This is a genomic window from Streptomyces sp. NPDC051183 (genome assembly GCF_040682455.1).
Lineage (GTDB): Bacteria > Actinomycetota > Actinomycetes > Streptomycetales > Streptomycetaceae > Streptomyces.
This window is the reverse complement of the sequence record NZ_JBFBBA010000002.1, coordinates 89,229-106,202: the sequence shown is the minus strand read 5'-3', so window position 1 is coordinate 106,202 and position 16,974 is coordinate 89,229. Positions and strand designations below refer to the sequence as shown.

At 72.6% G+C, this 16,974-nt stretch carries 14 protein-coding genes and 1 riboswitch; of the genes, 8 read left to right on the top strand and 6 right to left on the bottom strand.

All coding sequences use genetic code 11. From position 1 onward, the window contains the following. Positions 1–3 precede the first annotated feature (3 nt). On the bottom strand, positions 4–378 hold the full coding sequence (locus tag AB0M99_RS02435) for a type II toxin-antitoxin system VapC family toxin (RefSeq protein WP_365916696.1): 375 nt from the start codon (positions 376–378) through the stop codon (positions 4–6). Next, positions 375–644, bottom strand: coding sequence for a type II toxin-antitoxin system prevent-host-death family antitoxin (locus AB0M99_RS02430; protein ID WP_365916694.1), 270 nt, complete (start codon positions 642–644; stop codon positions 375–377). The genes AB0M99_RS02435 and AB0M99_RS02430 overlap by 4 nt, the downstream gene beginning before the upstream one ends. Before the next feature lie 203 nt (positions 645–847). Here AB0M99_RS02430 and mfd point away from each other — a divergent pair, with 203 nt between their 5' ends. Beyond that, positions 848–4,387: a transcription-repair coupling factor gene (mfd, locus tag AB0M99_RS02425; protein WP_365916692.1), complete on the top strand. Its 3,540-nt coding sequence runs from the start codon at positions 848–850 to the stop codon at positions 4,385–4,387. Between the two features lie 105 nt (positions 4,388–4,492). Here the strand turns inward: mfd and AB0M99_RS02420 are convergent, their stop codons facing one another. Together AB0M99_RS02420 and AB0M99_RS02415 are read right to left on the bottom strand one after the other, a co-directional pair. Further along, on the bottom strand, positions 4,493–4,666 hold the full coding sequence (locus tag AB0M99_RS02420) for an antitoxin (protein WP_365916690.1): 174 nt from the start codon (positions 4,664–4,666) through the stop codon (positions 4,493–4,495). Positions 4,667–4,741: 75 nt separating this feature from the next. Next, entirely contained in the window at positions 4,742–5,551 is an 810-nt protein-coding gene (locus AB0M99_RS02415) for a hypothetical protein (protein ID WP_365916688.1), read from the bottom strand. A 185-nt stretch (positions 5,552–5,736) separates the two neighbouring features. Between AB0M99_RS02415 and AB0M99_RS02410 the strand changes: the two genes are divergently transcribed. Continuing rightward, positions 5,737–6,369, top strand: coding sequence for a hypothetical protein (locus tag AB0M99_RS02410; protein ID WP_365916686.1), 633 nt, complete (start codon positions 5,737–5,739; stop codon positions 6,367–6,369). Further along, complete coding sequence (locus AB0M99_RS02405) at positions 6,366–7,868, top strand: serine/threonine-protein kinase (protein ID WP_365916684.1); 1,503 nt, start codon at positions 6,366–6,368, stop codon at positions 7,866–7,868. Before AB0M99_RS02410 ends, AB0M99_RS02405 begins: the two co-directional genes overlap by 4 nt. Here AB0M99_RS02405 and AB0M99_RS02400 read toward each other — a convergent pair. Further along, complete coding sequence (locus AB0M99_RS02400; RefSeq protein WP_365916682.1) at positions 7,856–10,216, bottom strand: YfhO family protein; 2,361 nt, start codon at positions 10,214–10,216, stop codon at positions 7,856–7,858. The two genes, AB0M99_RS02405 and AB0M99_RS02400, sit on opposite strands and share 13 nt — an antisense overlap. A 192-nt stretch (positions 10,217–10,408) precedes the next feature. Between AB0M99_RS02400 and AB0M99_RS02395 the strand changes: the two genes are divergently transcribed. Both AB0M99_RS02395 and AB0M99_RS02390 read left to right on the top strand, forming a co-directional pair. After that, positions 10,409–11,032, top strand: coding sequence for a SurA N-terminal domain-containing protein (locus AB0M99_RS02395; protein ID WP_365916680.1), 624 nt, complete (start codon positions 10,409–10,411; stop codon positions 11,030–11,032). A gap of 28 nt (positions 11,033–11,060) precedes the next feature. After that, the gene (locus tag AB0M99_RS02390; protein WP_365916678.1) at positions 11,061–12,038 is read left to right on the top strand and encodes a nucleoside triphosphate pyrophosphohydrolase; all 978 of its coding nucleotides are present in this window, start codon (positions 11,061–11,063) and stop codon (positions 12,036–12,038) included. 21 nt (positions 12,039–12,059) lie between these two features. Here AB0M99_RS02390 and AB0M99_RS02385 read toward each other — a convergent pair whose 3' ends face one another. After that, on the bottom strand, positions 12,060–13,271 hold the full coding sequence (locus AB0M99_RS02385) for a globin domain-containing protein (RefSeq protein ID WP_365916676.1): 1,212 nt from the start codon (positions 13,269–13,271) through the stop codon (positions 12,060–12,062). Between the two features lie 121 nt (positions 13,272–13,392). Here AB0M99_RS02385 and AB0M99_RS02380 point away from each other — a divergent pair, with 121 nt between their 5' ends. The 3 genes from AB0M99_RS02380 to AB0M99_RS02370 all read left to right on the top strand — a co-directional run bounded on the left by AB0M99_RS02380 (position 13,393) and on the right by AB0M99_RS02370 (position 16,940). Beyond that, the gene (locus tag AB0M99_RS02380; protein WP_365916674.1) at positions 13,393–14,667 is read left to right on the top strand and encodes a cytochrome P450; all 1,275 of its coding nucleotides are present in this window, start codon (positions 13,393–13,395) and stop codon (positions 14,665–14,667) included. 103 nt (positions 14,668–14,770) lie between these two features. Then, positions 14,771–15,793 carry a transglycosylase family protein gene (locus tag AB0M99_RS02375; RefSeq protein WP_365916672.1) on the top strand — a complete coding sequence of 341 codons (1,023 nt, stop codon included), beginning with the start codon at positions 14,771–14,773 and terminating at the stop codon, positions 15,791–15,793. Positions 15,794–16,068: 275 nt separating this feature from the next. Continuing rightward, a riboswitch (cyclic di-AMP (ydaO/yuaA leader) is annotated at positions 16,069–16,241 on the top strand. A gap of 3 nt (positions 16,242–16,244) precedes the next feature. Next, entirely contained in the window at positions 16,245–16,940 is a 696-nt protein-coding gene (locus tag AB0M99_RS02370; protein ID WP_365916670.1) for a transglycosylase family protein, read from the top strand. The last annotated feature ends 34 nt before the right edge of the window (positions 16,941–16,974 follow it).

Sequence of the window (16,974 nt, the reverse complement as noted above, 5' to 3'; positions counted from 1 at the left end):
GTTTCAGACCGCCAGTACGGGAACGTCGTAGAGCGGGATGGACTTGTCGCGCGTGACGAGGGTCAGCCCTTCGCTCTGCGCCTGGGCGATCAGTATCCGGTCGAAGGGGTCCCGGTGGTGGAGGGGGAGCTGTCCGGCCCGGATGCCGTGCAGCGCGGTGACGGGCAGCGGCCGGAGCTGGCAGTCCCTCGCGCGTTCCGGCAGGTCCTCCGGGCCGTCCAGCTTGCCTAGCGCCTGCTTCACGGCGAGTTCCCAGGGCGTGACGGCGCTGACGTATGCGAGCCGCTCCGTGTCGAGCAGGTCTTTGACCTCGTCGGACAGCTGAGGCGAGTCGGTGAGCCACCACACGACGACGTGGGTGTCGGCCAGGAGCTTCACCCGTTCGCCTCCGGGTGGGGCAGCAGGCCGAAGGCTTCCGCGAAACCGGGGTCGTCGGACATGTCGTCGAAGTCCTCGCGGAAGATCACGGGCTCCCGGAGGGAGCCGCGGGAGGTCCGCAGGACCTTGCCGGAAAGCGGGATCACTTTCGCGACCGGCTCGCCGGCCTTGCTGATGATCACCTCCTCGCCGGTGGCGACCGCCTCCAGGATCTTGGAGAAGTTGGTCTTCGCCTCGTGGACGTTGTACTGCCGGGCCGCTTCCATCGCGCACTCCAGGGCATGGGGTGGACTAACCGCCGGACCAAGCGTAATCAGATCGGCCCAGTGCACGCCAGCTCCGTCACTCCCGCGGGTGACCCGAATCCCGCGCGCGGGGGGCAGGGCGGCGTCGTAGGGTGGGAACCCCCGGCCCGTGCGACGTGTCGGGTCCTTCGCGTTGCCCCCTCACCGGACGGAATGCCGCCTTCATGAGCCTGCACGGACTGCTCGACGCCGTCACCCGGGACCCCGCCCTCGCCGAGGCGGTCACCGCGGCCGGGGACGGCAACCGCATGTACGTGGACCTCGTCGGCCCGGCCGCCGCGCGGCCCTTCGCCATCGCCGCGCTGGCCGCGCGGACCGGGCGGACCGTGCTCGCGGTCACCGCCACCGGGCGGGAGGCCGAGGACCTGGCCGCCGCGCTGCGCTCGATGATGCCGCCAGGCCGTCAGGACGAGGTGGTGGACTACCCGTCCTGGGAGACGCTGCCGCACGAGCGGCTCAGCCCGCGCAGCGACACCGTCGGCCGGCGGATCGCCGTACTGCGCCGGCTCGCGCACCCGAGCAAGGACGACGCGGCCGCGGGACCCGTCAGCGTGGTCGTCGCCCCCATCCGCTCCGTGCTCCAGCCGCAGGTCAAGGGGCTCGGGGACCTCGTACCCGTGAGCCTGCGCCAGGGGCAGGGCGCCGACCTCGGGGAGATCGTCGAGGCGCTCGCCGCAGCCGCGTACGCGCGCGTCGAACTCGTCGAGAAGCGCGGTGAGTTCGCCGTCCGCGGCGGCATCCTCGACGTGTTCCCGCCCACCGAGGAACACCCGCTGCGCGTCGAGTTCTGGGGCGACGACGTCGAGGAGATCCGCTACTTCAAGGTCGCCGACCAGCGGTCCCTGGAGATCGCCGAGCACGGCCTGTGGGCGCCGCCCTGCCGCGAGCTGCTGCTGACCGACGAGGTACGGGAGCGGGCCGCGGCCCTCGCCGAGGCCCACCCCGAGCTCGGCGAGCTGCTGAACAAGATCGCCGAGGGGATCGCCGTCGAGGGCATGGAGTCTCTCGCGCCGGTCCTGGTCGACGACATGGAAATGCTGATCGACGTCCTGCCCGCCGGCGCCATGGCCGTGGTCTGCGACCCGGAGCGGGTGCGCACCCGGGCCGCCGACCTCGTGGCGACCTCGCAGGAGTTCCTCATGGCCTCCTGGGCCGCCACCGCCGGCGGCGGCGAGGCCCCCATCGACGTCGGCGCCGCCTCCCTGCGGGGCATCGCCGACGTCCGCGACCACGCCCGCGAGCTCGGGATGATGTGGTGGTCGGTCTCCCCCTTCGCGGCCGACGCGGAATCCGGCGGCGACACCCTCACGCTCGGCATGCACGCCCCCGAGGCCTACCGCGGCGACACCGCCCGCGCGCTCGCCGACACCAAGGGCTGGATCGCCGACGGCTGGCACACCGTCTACCTCACCGAGGGCCACGGACCCGCCGCCCGCACCGTCGAGGTCCTCGGCGGCGAGGGCATCCCGGCCCGCCTGGAGGCCGACCTGGGGACCCTGGAGCCCAGCCTCGTCCACGTGTCCTGCGGCTCCCTCGACAACGGCTTCGTCGACCCGGCCCTCAAGCTCGCCGTCCTCACCGAGACCGACCTGACCGGGCAGCGCACCGCGACGAAGGACCTCGGCCGGATGCCGACCCGGCGCCGCAAGACCATCGACCCCCTCACCCTGGAGGTCGGCGACTACATCGTCCACGAGCAGCACGGCGTCGGCCGCTACATCGAGATGGTGCAGCGCACCGTCCAGGGCGCCACCCGCGAGTACCTGCTCGTCGAGTACGCGCCCGCCAAGCGCGGCCAGCCCGGCGACCGGCTGTACATCCCCACCGACCAGCTGGAGCAGGTCACCAAGTACGTCGGCGGCGAGGCCCCGACCCTGCACCGGCTCGGCGGCGCCGACTGGACCAAGACCAAGGCGCGGGCGAAGAAGGCGGTCAAGGAGATCGCCGCCGACCTGATCAAGCTGTACAGCGCGCGCATGGCCGCCCCCGGACACACCTTCGGCCCCGACACCCCCTGGCAGCGCGAGCTGGAGGACGCCTTCCCGTACGCGGAGACGCCCGACCAGCTCACCACCATCGCCGAGGTCAAGGAGGACATGGAGAAGTCGGTCCCCATGGACCGCCTGATCTGCGGCGACGTCGGCTACGGCAAGACCGAGATCGCCGTGCGCGCGGCCTTCAAGGCGGTCCAGGACGGCAAGCAGGTCGCCGTCCTGGTGCCGACCACCCTGCTCGTTCAGCAGCACTTCGGGACCTTCTCCGAGCGGTACGCGCAGTTCCCGGTCGTCACGAGGGCGCTGTCCCGCTTCCAGAGCGACTCGGAGTCCAAGGCCACCCTGGAGGGCCTGCGCGAGGGCTCCGTCGACATCGTCATCGGCACCCACCGGCTCTTCTCGCAGGAGACGAAGTTCAAGGACCTGGGCCTGGTCATCGTCGACGAGGAGCAGCGGTTCGGCGTCGAGCACAAGGAGCAGCTGAAGAAGCTGCGCGCCAACGTCGACGTGCTGACGATGTCCGCGACGCCGATCCCGCGCACCCTGGAGATGGCGGTGACCGGCATCCGCGAGATGTCGACGATCACCACCCCGCCCGAGGAGCGCCATCCGGTCCTCACCTTCGTCGGCCCGTACGAGGAGAAGCAGATCGGCGCGGCCGTCCGCCGCGAACTGCTGCGCGAGGGCCAGTGCTTCTACATCCACAACCGCGTCGAGTCCATCGACCGGGCGGCAGCCAAGCTGCGCGAGATCGTGCCCGAGGCGCGGATCGCGACCGCGCACGGCCAGATGTCGGAGCAGGCCCTGGAGCAGGTCGTCGTGGACTTCTGGGAGAAGAAGTTCGACGTCCTCGTCTCGACGACGATCGTCGAGTCCGGCATCGACATCTCCAACGCCAACACCCTCATCGTGGAGCGCGGCGACAACTTCGGCCTCTCCCAGCTGCACCAGCTGCGCGGCCGCGTGGGCCGCGGCCGCGAGCGCGGGTACGCGTACTTCCTCTACCCGCCGGAGAAGCCGCTGACCGAGACCGCGCACGAGCGGCTCGCGACGATCGCCCAGCACACCGAGATGGGCGCCGGCATGTACGTGGCGATGAAGGACCTGGAGATCCGCGGCGCGGGCAACCTGCTCGGCGGCGAGCAGTCCGGGCACATCGCGGGCGTCGGCTTCGACCTGTACATCCGCATGGTCGGCGAGGCGGTGGCGGACTACCGGGCGGCCGTGGAGGGCGGGGCGGAGGAGGAGCCGCCGCTGGAGGTCAAGATCGAGCTGCCGGTCGACGCGCACGTCCCGCACGACTACGCGCCGGGCGAGCGGCTGCGCCTGCAGGCGTACCGCTCGATCGCCTCGGCCAACTCCGAGGCCGACGTCAAGGCGGTGCGCGAGGAGCTCACCGACCGCTACGGCAAGCTGCCGGAGCCGGTGGAGAACCTGCTGCTGGTGGCCGGACTGCGGATGCTCGCCCGCGCCTGCGGGGTCGGCGACATCACCCTTCAGGGGACCAACATCCGCTTCGGGCCGGTGGAGTTGCGTGAATCGCAGGAGCTGCGGCTCAAGCGGCTCTACCCGGGGTCGGTGCTCAAGCCCGCCACCTCGCAGGTGCTGATCCCGCGCCCGAAGACCGCCCGGGTCGGCGGGAAGCCGCTGGTCGGCCGGGAACTGCTGGCCTGGACCGGGGAGTTCCTCGCCACCATCCTCGGGTCGTAGCGCCACGCCGGCACGGCGGCGGCGCAGCCGCACGGCGACGGCCGCGGCGGGGGGACCTTTCCGGTCTCCCGGCCGCGGCCGTTCGCGTTCCCGTGCGGCACCCGGCTACTTCTTGGGGTCGTCGTCGATGCCCAGTCGCTGTTCCATCTGCTGCTGGGCCTGGTCGACCTTGCCGGAGTACTTGCCGCCGGTCTTCTCGTTGACCTCTTCTTCGAGGTTGTCGGAGATGTCCTTGGCCTTGTCCTTCGCCTGGTCCTTGAACCTGTCGAAGATCCCCATCTCACGGGCTCCTTCCGGTATCCCGTTTGTGACGGTACGCCCGTTCGGGGTGATCCGCTCGCCGAGCGGGGCGGGTCAGACGGCCTCGCCCTTCTTCAGCTTCGCCAGGTCGAGCACGTCCCCGGTGGGGGAGGCGGTGTCGACGGGGACGTTGTACGCGGAGAGGTGAAGCTCTCCCTGCTCCTCCCCGGCGACGGTGGCCTTCAGGATGTACGGGGTGCCCTCGGTGGCCACCCAGTCGGTCTCCATGCCCGCCTTGACCGGTCCGGTGACCGCCACGACCTGCTTGCCGTCGACGGTGGTCGTCTCGCCCTTGCGGGCCAGCGGGCTGGCCTTGTCGAAGTCCGCGGTCAGCTCCTTCATGTCGCACATGTGGGCCATGTCCTTGGTCTCCTCGTCGGAGGAGGACGTCTTCACCCAGCGGTCGGCGAGCAGCGTGACCATGGCGTCCACCTGCTTCTTGGGGGTCTTCGTCCCCGCGACCGAGTTGCGCCAGAAGTCGGCGTCGGCCTTGAGGTGCAGGAGGTCGGCGGACCTGATGACGGCGACCGTGCCCATGCCCTCCTGGCGGATGGTGCCGTTGCAGTTGCCCTTCTTGTCCATGGACATGTCCAGGTGCACGGTCTTCCCGTCGACCGGCATCGTGGCGACGACGTGCATCGAATCGGCGCCTCGCGTCGCCTCGTAGCCCTTGTTCATGATCTCCTCGCCCGACAGGCCGTCGAGTACGCCGGCCGGCTTGGACGGGCTGGGAGAGGGCGCCGCCGAGGACGGGGCGGTGCTCGGCCTGTCGGTCGCGGCGGTCTTGCCGGACGGCGAGCACGCGGTGAGGGCGAGCAGGACGGTGGCGCCGAGCGCCGTGGCGGCGGTCGCGTGGTTTCGCATGTGGATTCCCCCCTGGAACAAATGGCGGTGTAGAGGGTAGCCGGGGAGCCGACGGCCGGTGTGCCGGTACGGCTGCAGCCGTACAACGGTTGCGTGCATCCCCTCACCCGCGGCTGGAAACGCTGTATACGCTCAGACCCGAAACTTCGTCCGCACCCAGCCGAACGGCTCGTCAGGAGCAAGCGATGCACGGCCCCGGCATCCCGCCGCAGCACGGTCACCAGCCCAGCACCGGGGGTGTGGTGGCGCTGCGCGTGCTGTTCACGCTGCTGCCCATCCTGAGCTGCGGCTTCCTGGCGTGGGGCTCGATGCTCCGGCTCGCGGTCCTCACCCGCAAGACCCGCGACTGGTGGCTGCTCGCGGCGTCGGCCGCGGCCGAGGTCGCCGCGGTGGGGCTGATCGGCGCCGACCCGACGCCCGACACCAGCGGCTGGCAGGGCAACGCCGGTGCGCTCGGGACCATCAGCACCGGGCTCGCGGTCTGCGTGTACTTCCTCGTCTCCGACATCCGGCACCACGAGCGGGCCGGGGCCCGGCCCGCGCCCTGGTACCCGGCGCAGGGCGCGCCGTACGCGCCGCCGCAGCAGACCCTGGGGGCGGCGGGGGCGGGCCACCAGACCCGGCCGTCGTACGGGTACCCGCCCGTGGCCCCGGAACAGCCGCAGCCCCACCTGCCGCACACGCCCCACCAGCCGCAGCCGCCGGTCCCCGGTCCGGCCGCGCCGCCGCGCATCGGGCAGGTCCGCGCCGAGCTCGACGAGCTGAGCGAACTCCTGCGCCGCGAGACCCCGCCCCGCAACGAGGGCCCGACCCAGTGACCGACCGGCTCATCGGCGACCGCTACCAGCTCGCCACCATCCTGGGCCAGGGCGGCATGGGCCAGGTCTGGACGGCCTACGACCGCCGCCTGGACCGCCGCGTCGCGGTCAAGCTGCTGCGCCCGGACAAGGTCGCGGGCCCCGGCAGCGTGGCCGAGGAGCTGCGCCGCCGCTTCGTGCGCGAATGCCGGGTCACCGCGCAGGTGGACCACCCGGGGCTGGTCACCGTCCACGACGCCGGCAGCGACGGCGACGAGCTGTACCTCGTCATGCAGCACGTCGAGGGCACCGACCTCGCCGACCACCTCGCGCGGCACGACCCGTACCCCTGGCCCTGGGCGGTCTCGGTGGTCGCGCAGCTGTGCTCGGTGCTCTCGGCCGTGCACGCGGTGCCGATCGTCCACCGGGACCTCAAGCCGCGCAACGTGATGGTCCGCCCGGACGGGACGCTCAGCGTCCTGGACCTCGGCGTCGCCTCGGTGATGGAAACCGACACCACCCGCCTCACCAGCACCGGTTCGCCGATCGGCAGCCCCGCCTACATGGCGCCCGAACAGGCCATGGGCGGTGCGGTCGGCCCGTACACCGACCTGTACGCACTCGGCGTGGTGCTGTACGAACTCCTCAGCGGCAACGTCCCCTTCGCCGGATCCACGGCGCTCGGGGTGCTCCACCGCCACCTGTACGAGCCCCCGGTCCCGGTACGCCGGCTGCGCCCCGAGGTCCCGCACCAGCTGGAAGCCGTACTCCTGCACCTCCTGGCGAAGGACCCGCAGGACCGCCCCGCCTCCGCCCAGGAGGTGTACGAGGCCCTCGCCCCGCTGCTGCCCAAGCACGGCACCCCCGCGGGCCCGCTCGACCCCACCCGCCCCTTCCTGCGCCCGCAGGCCCCCTGGCCCGACCGGGCACAGGTCGTCCCGCCGCAGCCGACCGCCCCGCCGGCGCCGGCCCGCCCGGACGTCCCGGCAGCGGTGGAGGAGGCCAAGAAGCTCCTCGACCAGGGCCTGCTCACCCAGGCCGTGGACATCCTCGGCGGGATCCTCCCGGCGGCCGCCGCGCAGCACGGCGAGCACTCCCCGGTGGTGCGCTCCCTGCGCAAGCAGTACGCGGCCACGCTGATGGACGACGGCCAGTACCGCCGGGCCCTGCCCGAACTGCGCCGTCTCGCCGACGAGTTCCCGGCCGGCGACCCCCAGTCCCTGCGTTTCCGCTACGACGCGGCGCAGTGCCTGGAGCAGCTCGACGCGCCGGGGGCCGCACTGGCCGAATACCGCTCACTGCTGCCGCTGTTCGAGAACCACTACGCCAACCCGGACCCCGGCCTCCCGCTGGAGGTCCGCCGCCGCATAGCGCACCTGCTGCTCTCGCTCGGCGACCGTCCGGCGGCCCACGACACCCTGGCCCGCCTCCTCTTCGACGCGGAGCGCCTGCACGGCCCGGCCCACCCGTTCCCGGCGGAGGTGCGCCGCACCCTCCAGTGGCTCGGTCAGGTGCGCTGACCCCGTAGGCGGCCCCGGCGGCCCCACCCGAGGACCCCGAGCAGGACCGCGAGCGCCACCCCCGCCACGGCCGCGCCCGCCCACAGCCCCGGGGGCCGGAACGCGCAGTCCAGGGTGGTGGTGCGGCCGTCCAGCGGGACCGCGACCAGGCCCAGGTACGCCGAGGCCGGGCGGTCGTTGCAGGTCCAGCCCGCGATGGCGGGGACGGAGAGGACCGCCGTGCCCGTGCTGCCCTCCGGGAGCGTCGCGCGCACCCCCGCGGAGGAGACCCGCAGGGAGGGCGCCGCCGTGGCGCGCAGCCGCGAGACCGCCGCCGCCAGCCGCTCGCGGTCCAGGCAGGCCAGGGTCCACTCGGGCGGCGCGGGCCGGTCGAAGACCAGCGCGGAGGCCGGGCCGTGGGAGGGCCCCATCGGCTGGAGCGCCGCCCTGTTGCGCGGGGGGTTCGCGTTCAGCCGGAAGGCCGGCCCGTCCGCGAGGCGGGCCGTCGCGTTGTACTCCGGGGCCCACAGATAGGCCTCCGTGCCCGCGCGGCAGACCCCGGGGGAGACCGGGTCCTCGTACACCTTCGCGCCGAGCAGCAGCTCCTGGTTCGCGAAGGGGGAGGGGCCGTACGCCGGGTCCGGGCCCGGCGGGCGGGTGGTGACGAGCGGCGGGACCTCGGCGCGTGCGACCGTGCCGTCGGGGCGCAGCCGGGCGCCGACCGCGAAGACGGCGTCCGTGACCGGGTTGTCGAGGCTCTGGACGTTGCGGCCCCGGGAGGTCCAGCCCGCGCCGAGGGCCACCATCGTGCGGGTGAAGACGTCCGGGGTGTGGCTGCTGTAGTACGAGCCGCCCTCGCCTCCCAGCAGCAGCGGGTCGTTGCCCGACAGCGCGGGCCGGCTCGGGTCGGTGCGGTACGCGGGCCAGCCCTCGGCGCCCGCCAGGGCCTCGGCGCGCGCCGTGTGGGCCGCGCCCCACGAGGGGTAGTCGTCCAGGCCGGCGAGCTTGCCGCGCTGGCCGTAGGCGGTCGTGGCCGCGGCCTGGGCCACCAGGACCAGGACCAGCAGGCCCGCCGCGGGCAGCAGCCCGCGGCGGTGGCGCAGCGCCCACCAGGCCGCGCCCGCGAGCGCGAGGCCGCCGAGGAAGAGCCCGTAGCCCCATCCGGTGGTCAGGGGGCTGCCGCTCGCCCACAGGGCGGCCGCCGCCAGCACGCCGGCCCCCGCGCCCAGTGCCCGCGGCCCGGGCAGGCCCGCGGCCAGGCCGGTCCAGGCGGCGATCACGAGGATCCCGGCCAGTACGAAGGTCTGCCGGTACGGGCTGCCGTTCGGGGTCGCGAAGACGTGCCAGGCCAGGTGCGTCGGCGTCCACTGGAAGGAGAGCAGCACGGCCACCGCCAGCCCCGCCCACCACAGCCGGGTGCGGGCCGCCACCCCCCGGTGGAACGGCAGCGCCGCCACCAGCAGCAGCGTCCCGGTCCCGACGAACAGCGCGGGTGAGGAGAAGGAGTACGTGGCGGGCAGCAGCCGCGCGAACAGGTCGGACCAGGGGACCGGCCGGAACGGCTTGAACCACCCCGGGTAGGCCTGCTTCGAGCTCAGGAACAGGGGCACGAGGACCGGCGCCGACAGGGCGATGCCCAGCAGCGTGGTCCCGGCCGCCCGGCCGAGCACCCGTACCCGCTCGCCCGCGCCCTCCCGCGTCAGCACGACCCGTACGAGCAGGACCAGCGCGGCGCCGAGCGTCGCCATGTAGGCGGTGTAGAAGTTCGCGGTCCAGCCGACGGCCACGATCGCCACCGCCGGAGCCAACCGCCGCTGCCGCAGTGCCCATTCGCCGGTCAGGCACAGCAGTGGGAAGGAGAGCAGCCCGTCCAGCCACATCGGGTTGTAGGAGGCCTCGATCACCGACCAGCCGCACAGCGCGTACGAGGCCCCGAGCAGCCCCGCCGCCCACCACGGTCCGCGCCGCTGGGTGCGCAGCAGCCAGGCCATCGCCGCCGCGGCGGCCGCCGTCTTCAGCACGGTGACGACGTACACGGCGAGGTCTATGTCCGCCCGCGGGAAGAGCCCCACCAGCACCGCGAAGGGGCTGGTCAGGTACGTTCCGAAGTCGGGCAGGAAGCTCGTGCCGTACCCGGACTGCCAGTTGAGCAGCAGCCCGCCCTCCGCACGCCCGTGCAGGAGGTCCCACAGATGGGCGTGGAAGGGCACGAACTGGTTGCCGAGGTCGTTGATGCTGCGGTGGCGCGGCCCGTACGGGAAGACCCGGGCGACGGCGTCCCCGGAGCACACGGCCACCGTCGTGATCAGGGCGGCGAGCGCCGAGCCGAGCAGGCTCCGGCGCCGGGGCGTGGATTGCGGAGTCGACATGGTGGGCCGACCCTGGCAGCGCCGGTGGACCGAAGGGTGGCCGCAGGGTGGCCCCGACACGAACAGCGCGCACCCCGACAGCCCGGGAATCGTTGGTCGAACCAGTGGCTCGGATCACCCTGCCTTGCATAACATCGATCACCGCACGGCCCTTGTGCACTGACGCACAATCTCCCGGCCCTGGAGGCTCCTTTGCACCGTCGCACTGCGCTCTCCGTCTCCGCCGCCCTGCTCGCGGCGGCCCCCCTGCTGTCCGCCTGCTCGGGCGAGACCCGCCCCGGCACCGCGGCCGTGGTCGGCGGCGAACGGATCACCACCTCCGCACTCCAGGCCCAGGTGAAGGACGTCCGCACCGCGCAGAACCGCTCCGAGAACGCCGCCGAGCTGATCCAGGCGACCCCCGGACTCGACCGCACCAAGCTCAACCGCATGATCCAGAGCGCCGTCCTGGAGCGCGCCGCCAAGTCCGCCGGGGTGAGCGTGAGCACCAAGGAGATCGAGGACTTCCGCAAGGCGCAGCTCCAGCAGGCGGGCACGCCCGCCGCGCTGGAGGCGGCGGCCCTCCAGCAGGCCCAGCTCGCGCCGGGCCAGATGGACGCGAACACCCGCTTCAACCTGCTGCGCGACAAGCTCTTCGACCACTACGGCAGCCAGGAGAAGGCCCTCACGGAGCTCTCCGCGGCCGCCAAGGCCCTGCACGTGGAGGTGAACCCGCGCTACGGGACCTGGGACGCCCAGCAGATCGTGCTCGGCGATTCGCAGACCCCGTGGATCACCCAGGTGACCCGGCCCGAGCAGCCCCCCGCCGGAGCCTGACGCCCGCGCCCGGAGGTAGGTTCGGAGGGTGACCGACCAAGCGCCCGCCGAGCCCACCGGCCGTATCGTCCTGCTGACCACCAGCCACCGCGTCGCTCCCGGCGTGCTGTCCTGGCCGGCGTGGCAGACCCTGCACGCCGCGGACCGGGTGCTGTGCGCCGACCCGGGCCACCCGCAGCTGCCGTACCTGCGCGAGGCCGGTGTCGGGGTGGAGTTCGGGACCCCGGACGCGCACGAGCTGGTCGAGGCCTGCGCCGGCGGCCGCACGGTCGTGGTCATCCCGGGCGGCGAGGGCGACCAGCGGCTCACCGACGGGCTCGCGCGCCTGGCCGGCTCGGGCCGCGTCAGCATGCCCGACCTGGAGCTGCTGCCCGGCTCGTACGACCTGCCGGGCGCGCGGCTGCTCGACCTGGTCCAGGTCATGGACCGGGTCCGCCGCGAATGCCCCTGGACCTCCCGCCAGACCCACCAGGGCCTGGTGAAGTACGCCATCGAGGAGGCGTACGAGCTGGTCGAGGCCATCGAGGACGGCGATCGCGAGGAACTGCGCGAGGAACTGGGTGACGTGCTGCTCCAGGTGGTCTTCCACGCGCGCATCGCGGAGGAGGATGGCGAGGAGCCGTTCTCCATCGACGACGTGGCCGGCGGCCTCGTCGAGAAGCTGATCCGGCGCCACCCGCACGTCTTCGGCGACGCGCAGGCCCACACCCCCGAGGACGTCAACGCGCACTGGCAGCGCACCAAGGCGGACGAGAAGCAGCGGGAGTCGGTGACCGACGGGATCCCGCTGGGACAGCCGGGTCTCGCGCTCGCGGCCAAGCTGGCGGGCCGCGCCCGTGCGGGGGCGGTGCCCGTGGAGCTGCCCCGCGGCGAGGGCATCGGGTACGAACTGCTGGAGCTGGCGGCACGCGCCGAGGCGGCGGGGATCGACCCCGAGACCGCGCTGCGCGCGGCGGCCCGCGTCTACCGGGACGCGATCCGTGCGGCCGAGGGCGTCGGCGAGTAGCCCCCAGCTGCGGTACGCGGGTCAGTACTCCCGGGGCGCGCGGCCCGAGGGGTTGTGCCAGTGCGGCGACGGGCGGTTCAGGAACCACTCGCCGAAGCCCAGCGGGCGGCCGCCGGGGCCGTGGCCCCGGCCGGCGGCGGGTGCGGAGTCGTAGAAGATCCGGCCGGGCCGGGCGCCGAGTTCTTCCAGGAGGTACGAGGTCTCGTCGACGAACAGCGGCGGACCGCTCAGGTAGACGTCCTGGTCGGGCCAGAGCCCGCGGTTGCTGAGCGCGGTCGCGAGCCGGTCGGTGGCCTGGTTGCGGTGCTGCCCCGGGGCCGGGGTGATGTAGGTGACGCCGAGCCAGCGGAAGGCCGCGGCGTACTCGTCGATGAGCGGGCGGTCGTAGAGGTGGGCGGCGTCCCGGGCCACCACGAAGAGCCGTACGTCCTGATCGGGAGGGTGCTGCGCGAGGTCCTCCAGCATGGCGCGGATCGGCGCCCAGCCGGTGCCGGCGGCTATGAGGCTGACCGGGCGGTCCGCGCGGCGGAAGGTCAGCTGCCCGCCGGCCGCGCCGAGCCGCAGCATCTCGCCGGGCTGCACGTCGCGGACCAGGGCGGGGCTGAGCCGCCCCTGCTCGATGCGGCTGACGTGCAGGTCGAGGGTGTGGTCGGCGCGGGGCGCGTTGCCGATGGAGTACGTGCGCCAGGTCGTCGGGACCCGGTCGCTGCTCACGCTGACGTACTGGCCGGGCAGATGGGGGAGCGGGGCGTGCGGCCGCAGGGTCAGCACGCCGATGTCCTGCCCGTACTGGAGGTGGCGTACGACCTCGGCGTCCCACCACGGCGGGTCCTCGCTCGCACCGGCGCCGGCCGTCATCGCGTCGGCCATCACCTGGTAGGCCTCGGACCAGGCCTTCTCCACCTGCGGGGTCCAGGCGCCCGCGGAGGCCTCGGCGAGCGCGGCCAGCAGGCTGGAGCCGACGGCGGCGTAGTGCTCGGGGCCGACCAGGAACTTGCGGTGGTCGCGGCCCAGGTCGCGCAGGTAGGGGAGAAGGCTCTCGTTCTCCAGATGGGCGATCACATGGGTGAGCGCGGCGAAGAGCCGGTCCCGCTGCCGTTCCATGTCCTCGAAGGAGACGGGGAAGAGCGCACGGATCCCGGGGTTGTGCCAGAACAGGTGGGAGTAGAAGAACTTGACCGCGTGCTCGGCCCGTCTCTCCACCACCGCGAAGCTGCTTTTCAAGATCCTCACATCCACAGGACCGAAAGTAGGAATGCCGGACATGGCCAGGTCAAGCGATGGCGGATCTGCGGACAGCCGCGACGAACCACCCATATGGGGTGCGGGTCTACCCAGGGGATACCGTCGACGGGTGCATCAGCAGACCCCCGCAGACCCCGCCGACGCTCCCTCCGCCCAGGGCCCGACCCTGTTCGACTGGGAGTTCGCGACCGACCCGTACCCCGCCTACGCCTGGCTGCGCGAGCACTCGCCCGTGCACCGCACCAAGCTCCCCAGCGGGGTCGAGGCCTGGCTGGTGACCCGGTACGCAGATGCCCGCCAGGCCCTCGCCGACCAGCGGCTCAGCAAGAATCCGGCGCACCACGCGGAGCCCGCGCACGCCAAGGGCAAGACGGGCATCCCGGGCGAGCGCAAGGCGGAGCTGATGACGCACCTGCTCAACATCGACCCGCCGGACCACACCCGGCTGCGGCGGCTGGTGTCGAAGGCGTTCACCCCGCGCCGCGTCGCCGAGTTCACCCCGCGGGTGCAGGAGCTGACCGACCACCTCATCGACCGGTTCGCGAGCAAGGGGGAAGCGGACCTCATCCACGAGTTCGCCTTCCCGCTCCCCATCTACGCCATCTGCGAGATGCTCGGCGTACCGCGCGAGGACCAGGACGACTTCCGCGACTGGGCCGGGATGATGATCCGGCACGGCGGCGGCCCGCGGGGCGGGGTCGCCCGCTCGGTCAAGCAGATGCGGACCTACCTCGGTGAACTCATCCACCGCAAAAGGGATGATCTGGGCAATGACCTGATCTCCGACCTGATCCGGGCCAGTGACCACGGCGACCACCTGACGGAGGCCGAGGCCACGGCCATGGCCTTCATCCTGCTCTTCGCCGGCTTCGAGACGACCGTGAACCTCATCGGCAACGGAGTCCACTCCCTCTTCATGAATCCGGACCAGCGCGAGCGCCTCCAGGCCTCCCTCGCGGCCGGCGAGACCGGCCTGCTGGAGACGGGCGTGGAGGAGCTGCTGCGCTACGACGGCCCCGTGGAGCTGGCCACCTGGCGGTTCGCCACCGAGGCGCTGACCCTCGGCGGCCGGGACATCGCGGCGGGCGATCCGGTGCTGGTGGTCCTGGCGGCCGCCGACCGGGACCCCGAGCGGTTCGCCGAACCGGACACGCTCGACCTCTCCCGGACGGACAACCAGCACCTCGGATACGGGCACGGGATCCACTACTGCCTGGGCGCACCGCTGGCCCGGCTCGAAGGGCAGACGGCGCTTGCGACTTTGCTGACGCGTCTGCCGGATCTGGAACTTGCCGCTCCGCCCGAGGACCTGCGCTGGCGCGGCGGACTGATCATGCGTGGCCTGCGCACCCTTCCCGTCCGCTTCACACCCCGCAACGAGTGAAGGCACACTGACCCGCAGTCAGTTTCCGTCGAAACTTGTGACAAGCGTTCGATGGCCGCTAGGTTCTGCCGTTACCCCGCCGTTATGCGAAAGGTGCACCCTCATGCGTTCCGGGAACGGCCGCCACAGACGCCCCCGCCAGGTCCCCGCGATTGTCGTCACCGCAGGAGTCACAGGCTCCGCGCTGGCCCTGCCGCTGCTCGCCGCCACGGGCGCGAGCGCGGCCGAGACCTCCACGTGGGACAAGGTCGCCGAATGCGAGAGCGGCGGCACCTGGAGCGCCAACTTCGGCAGCGGTGCGTACGGCGGGCTCCAGTTCACCGAGGATCAGTGGAAGGGTGCCGGCGGGCTCGACTTCGCGCCCCGCGCCGACCTGGCCAGCCGTTCGCAGCAGATCGCCGTCGCCGAACGCGTGCTGGCGGCCCAGGGGCCCCAGGCGTGGCCGATGTGCGCGGCGTCGGCCGGTCTGACCCAGCAGGCGCCGGCCGCGGACGTGGACCCGGGCACGCCCGGCAGCCGCGCCTCCGTCGCCCCGTCCCCGTCCCGCCCGGACGACTCCGTACCGGTCGGCGGGTCCGGCGACCGGGCCACGGACTTCGGGGCTCCCACGCAGACCTCCCCGAGCCCGTCGGGCACGCCGTCCTTCCTGCTGCCCGACGTCCCGCTCGGGCCGCCCAGCGGACTGCCCGTCATGCCGGACCCGGTCCCGGACCTGCCGACGACGGCCCCGACGACCCCGGTCGCCCCGGTCGACCCGGCGGCGCCCTCCACGGGCCCCTCGGCGCCCACGACGGCTCCCGTGGCCCCCACGACGCCGGCCGCCCCGGGCGCGCCCTCCGCGGACCCGAGCGCCCCTGCGACCCCCGGAGCCCCGGGCACCCCCGGCGCTCCGGCCGAGGGCGGCGGCAAGCACCGCGGGGAGCCCGCGGTCGAGGCTCCCGTCGCATCTGATGCCGCGTCGGAACCGAAATACACCGTGAAGGAGGGCGACAGCCTGGCCGCCATCGCGGACGCCAACGACCTCAAGGGCGGCTGGAACGCGCTCTATGCGGCCAATGAGCAGGTCATCGGCGAGGACGCCAACTTGATCAAGCCCGGCCAGAATCTGGATCTAACCCAGAAATAGGGGCACTTAGGACACCCGAAAACAGCTGATTGTCTGTTTTGGGCAAGTGAGACATGTGTCTCTTCCGGTCAACTGGCGTGTCTGGTCCGGAGGCTTCCGCAAACCCCGTCCTCACCTGCGCAAACGCTGGTCCGGAGAGCGCAAGTAGGCCCCGTTTCTCCCCGATGGCGCTCGTTGAACATCGGGGAGAGACCTGCCTACCTTCTGAATCGCTCGCCACCGCGGGCTCCTTCGACCGCATCGCCGAATCCTGCCGGCGGACGGGGGGAACAGTCGTCGCGCAAGCGCCGAAGGCAGGAGCGGGGGAACCAAGGTAGGCGCCGGGAGCGGCCGTTGAGAGACGGTCACGCCACCGGCTAGGGGTTAAGCGGTGCGCTAGGTCGCACCGCCGGGCAACTCACTCGCCCGAACCCGACAGCTCACCTCGTAGGCGTCGGTGAGGAGAAACCTCATGCTGCTTTCCGGCAAGGGCAAGCACCGTCGCGGCTCCAAGGCCGTCCGCATCGCAACGCTCGCCGGTGTCGCCGGTGTCGCCGTCGCCGCCCCCCTGATGGCCGCGGGCACCGCCTCGGCCGCCACCGCCTCCCAGTGGGACAAGGTCGCGCAGTGCGAGGCCGGCGGCAACTGGGCCATCAACACGGGCAACGGCTACTACGGCGGCCTGCAGTTCTCGTCCTCCACCTGGGCCGCCTACGGCGGCAAGGCGTACGCCGCGCAGGCCAACCAGGCCACCAAGGCCCAGCAGATAGCCATCGCCGAGAAGGTCCTCAAGGGCCAGGGCAAGGGCGCATGGCCGTCCTGTGGCGTGGGCCTGACCAACGCCGCGTACAACGGCGGCGCGGCCGAGACCCCGGCCAAGCCCAAGGCCGAGCCCAAGAAGGAGCAGAAGGCCGCGCCGAAGAAGGAGACCAAGCGCTCCGAGACCCCGGCGCCGGCCAAGCCGAAGGCGGAGACCCCGGCCAAGCCGAAGACCGAGGCCCCGAAGACCGGCAACGGCTCGTACGAGGTCAAGTCCGGCGACACCCTGGGCACCATCGCCGACGCCAACGGCGTCAAGGGCGGCTGGGAGAAGCTCTACGAGCTCAACAAGGACATCGTCTCCGACGCCGACCTGATCTTCCCGGGCCAGAAGCTGAAGCTCAGCTGAATCCTGCGGTAACACCCCACCGCCCGGCGCGTCC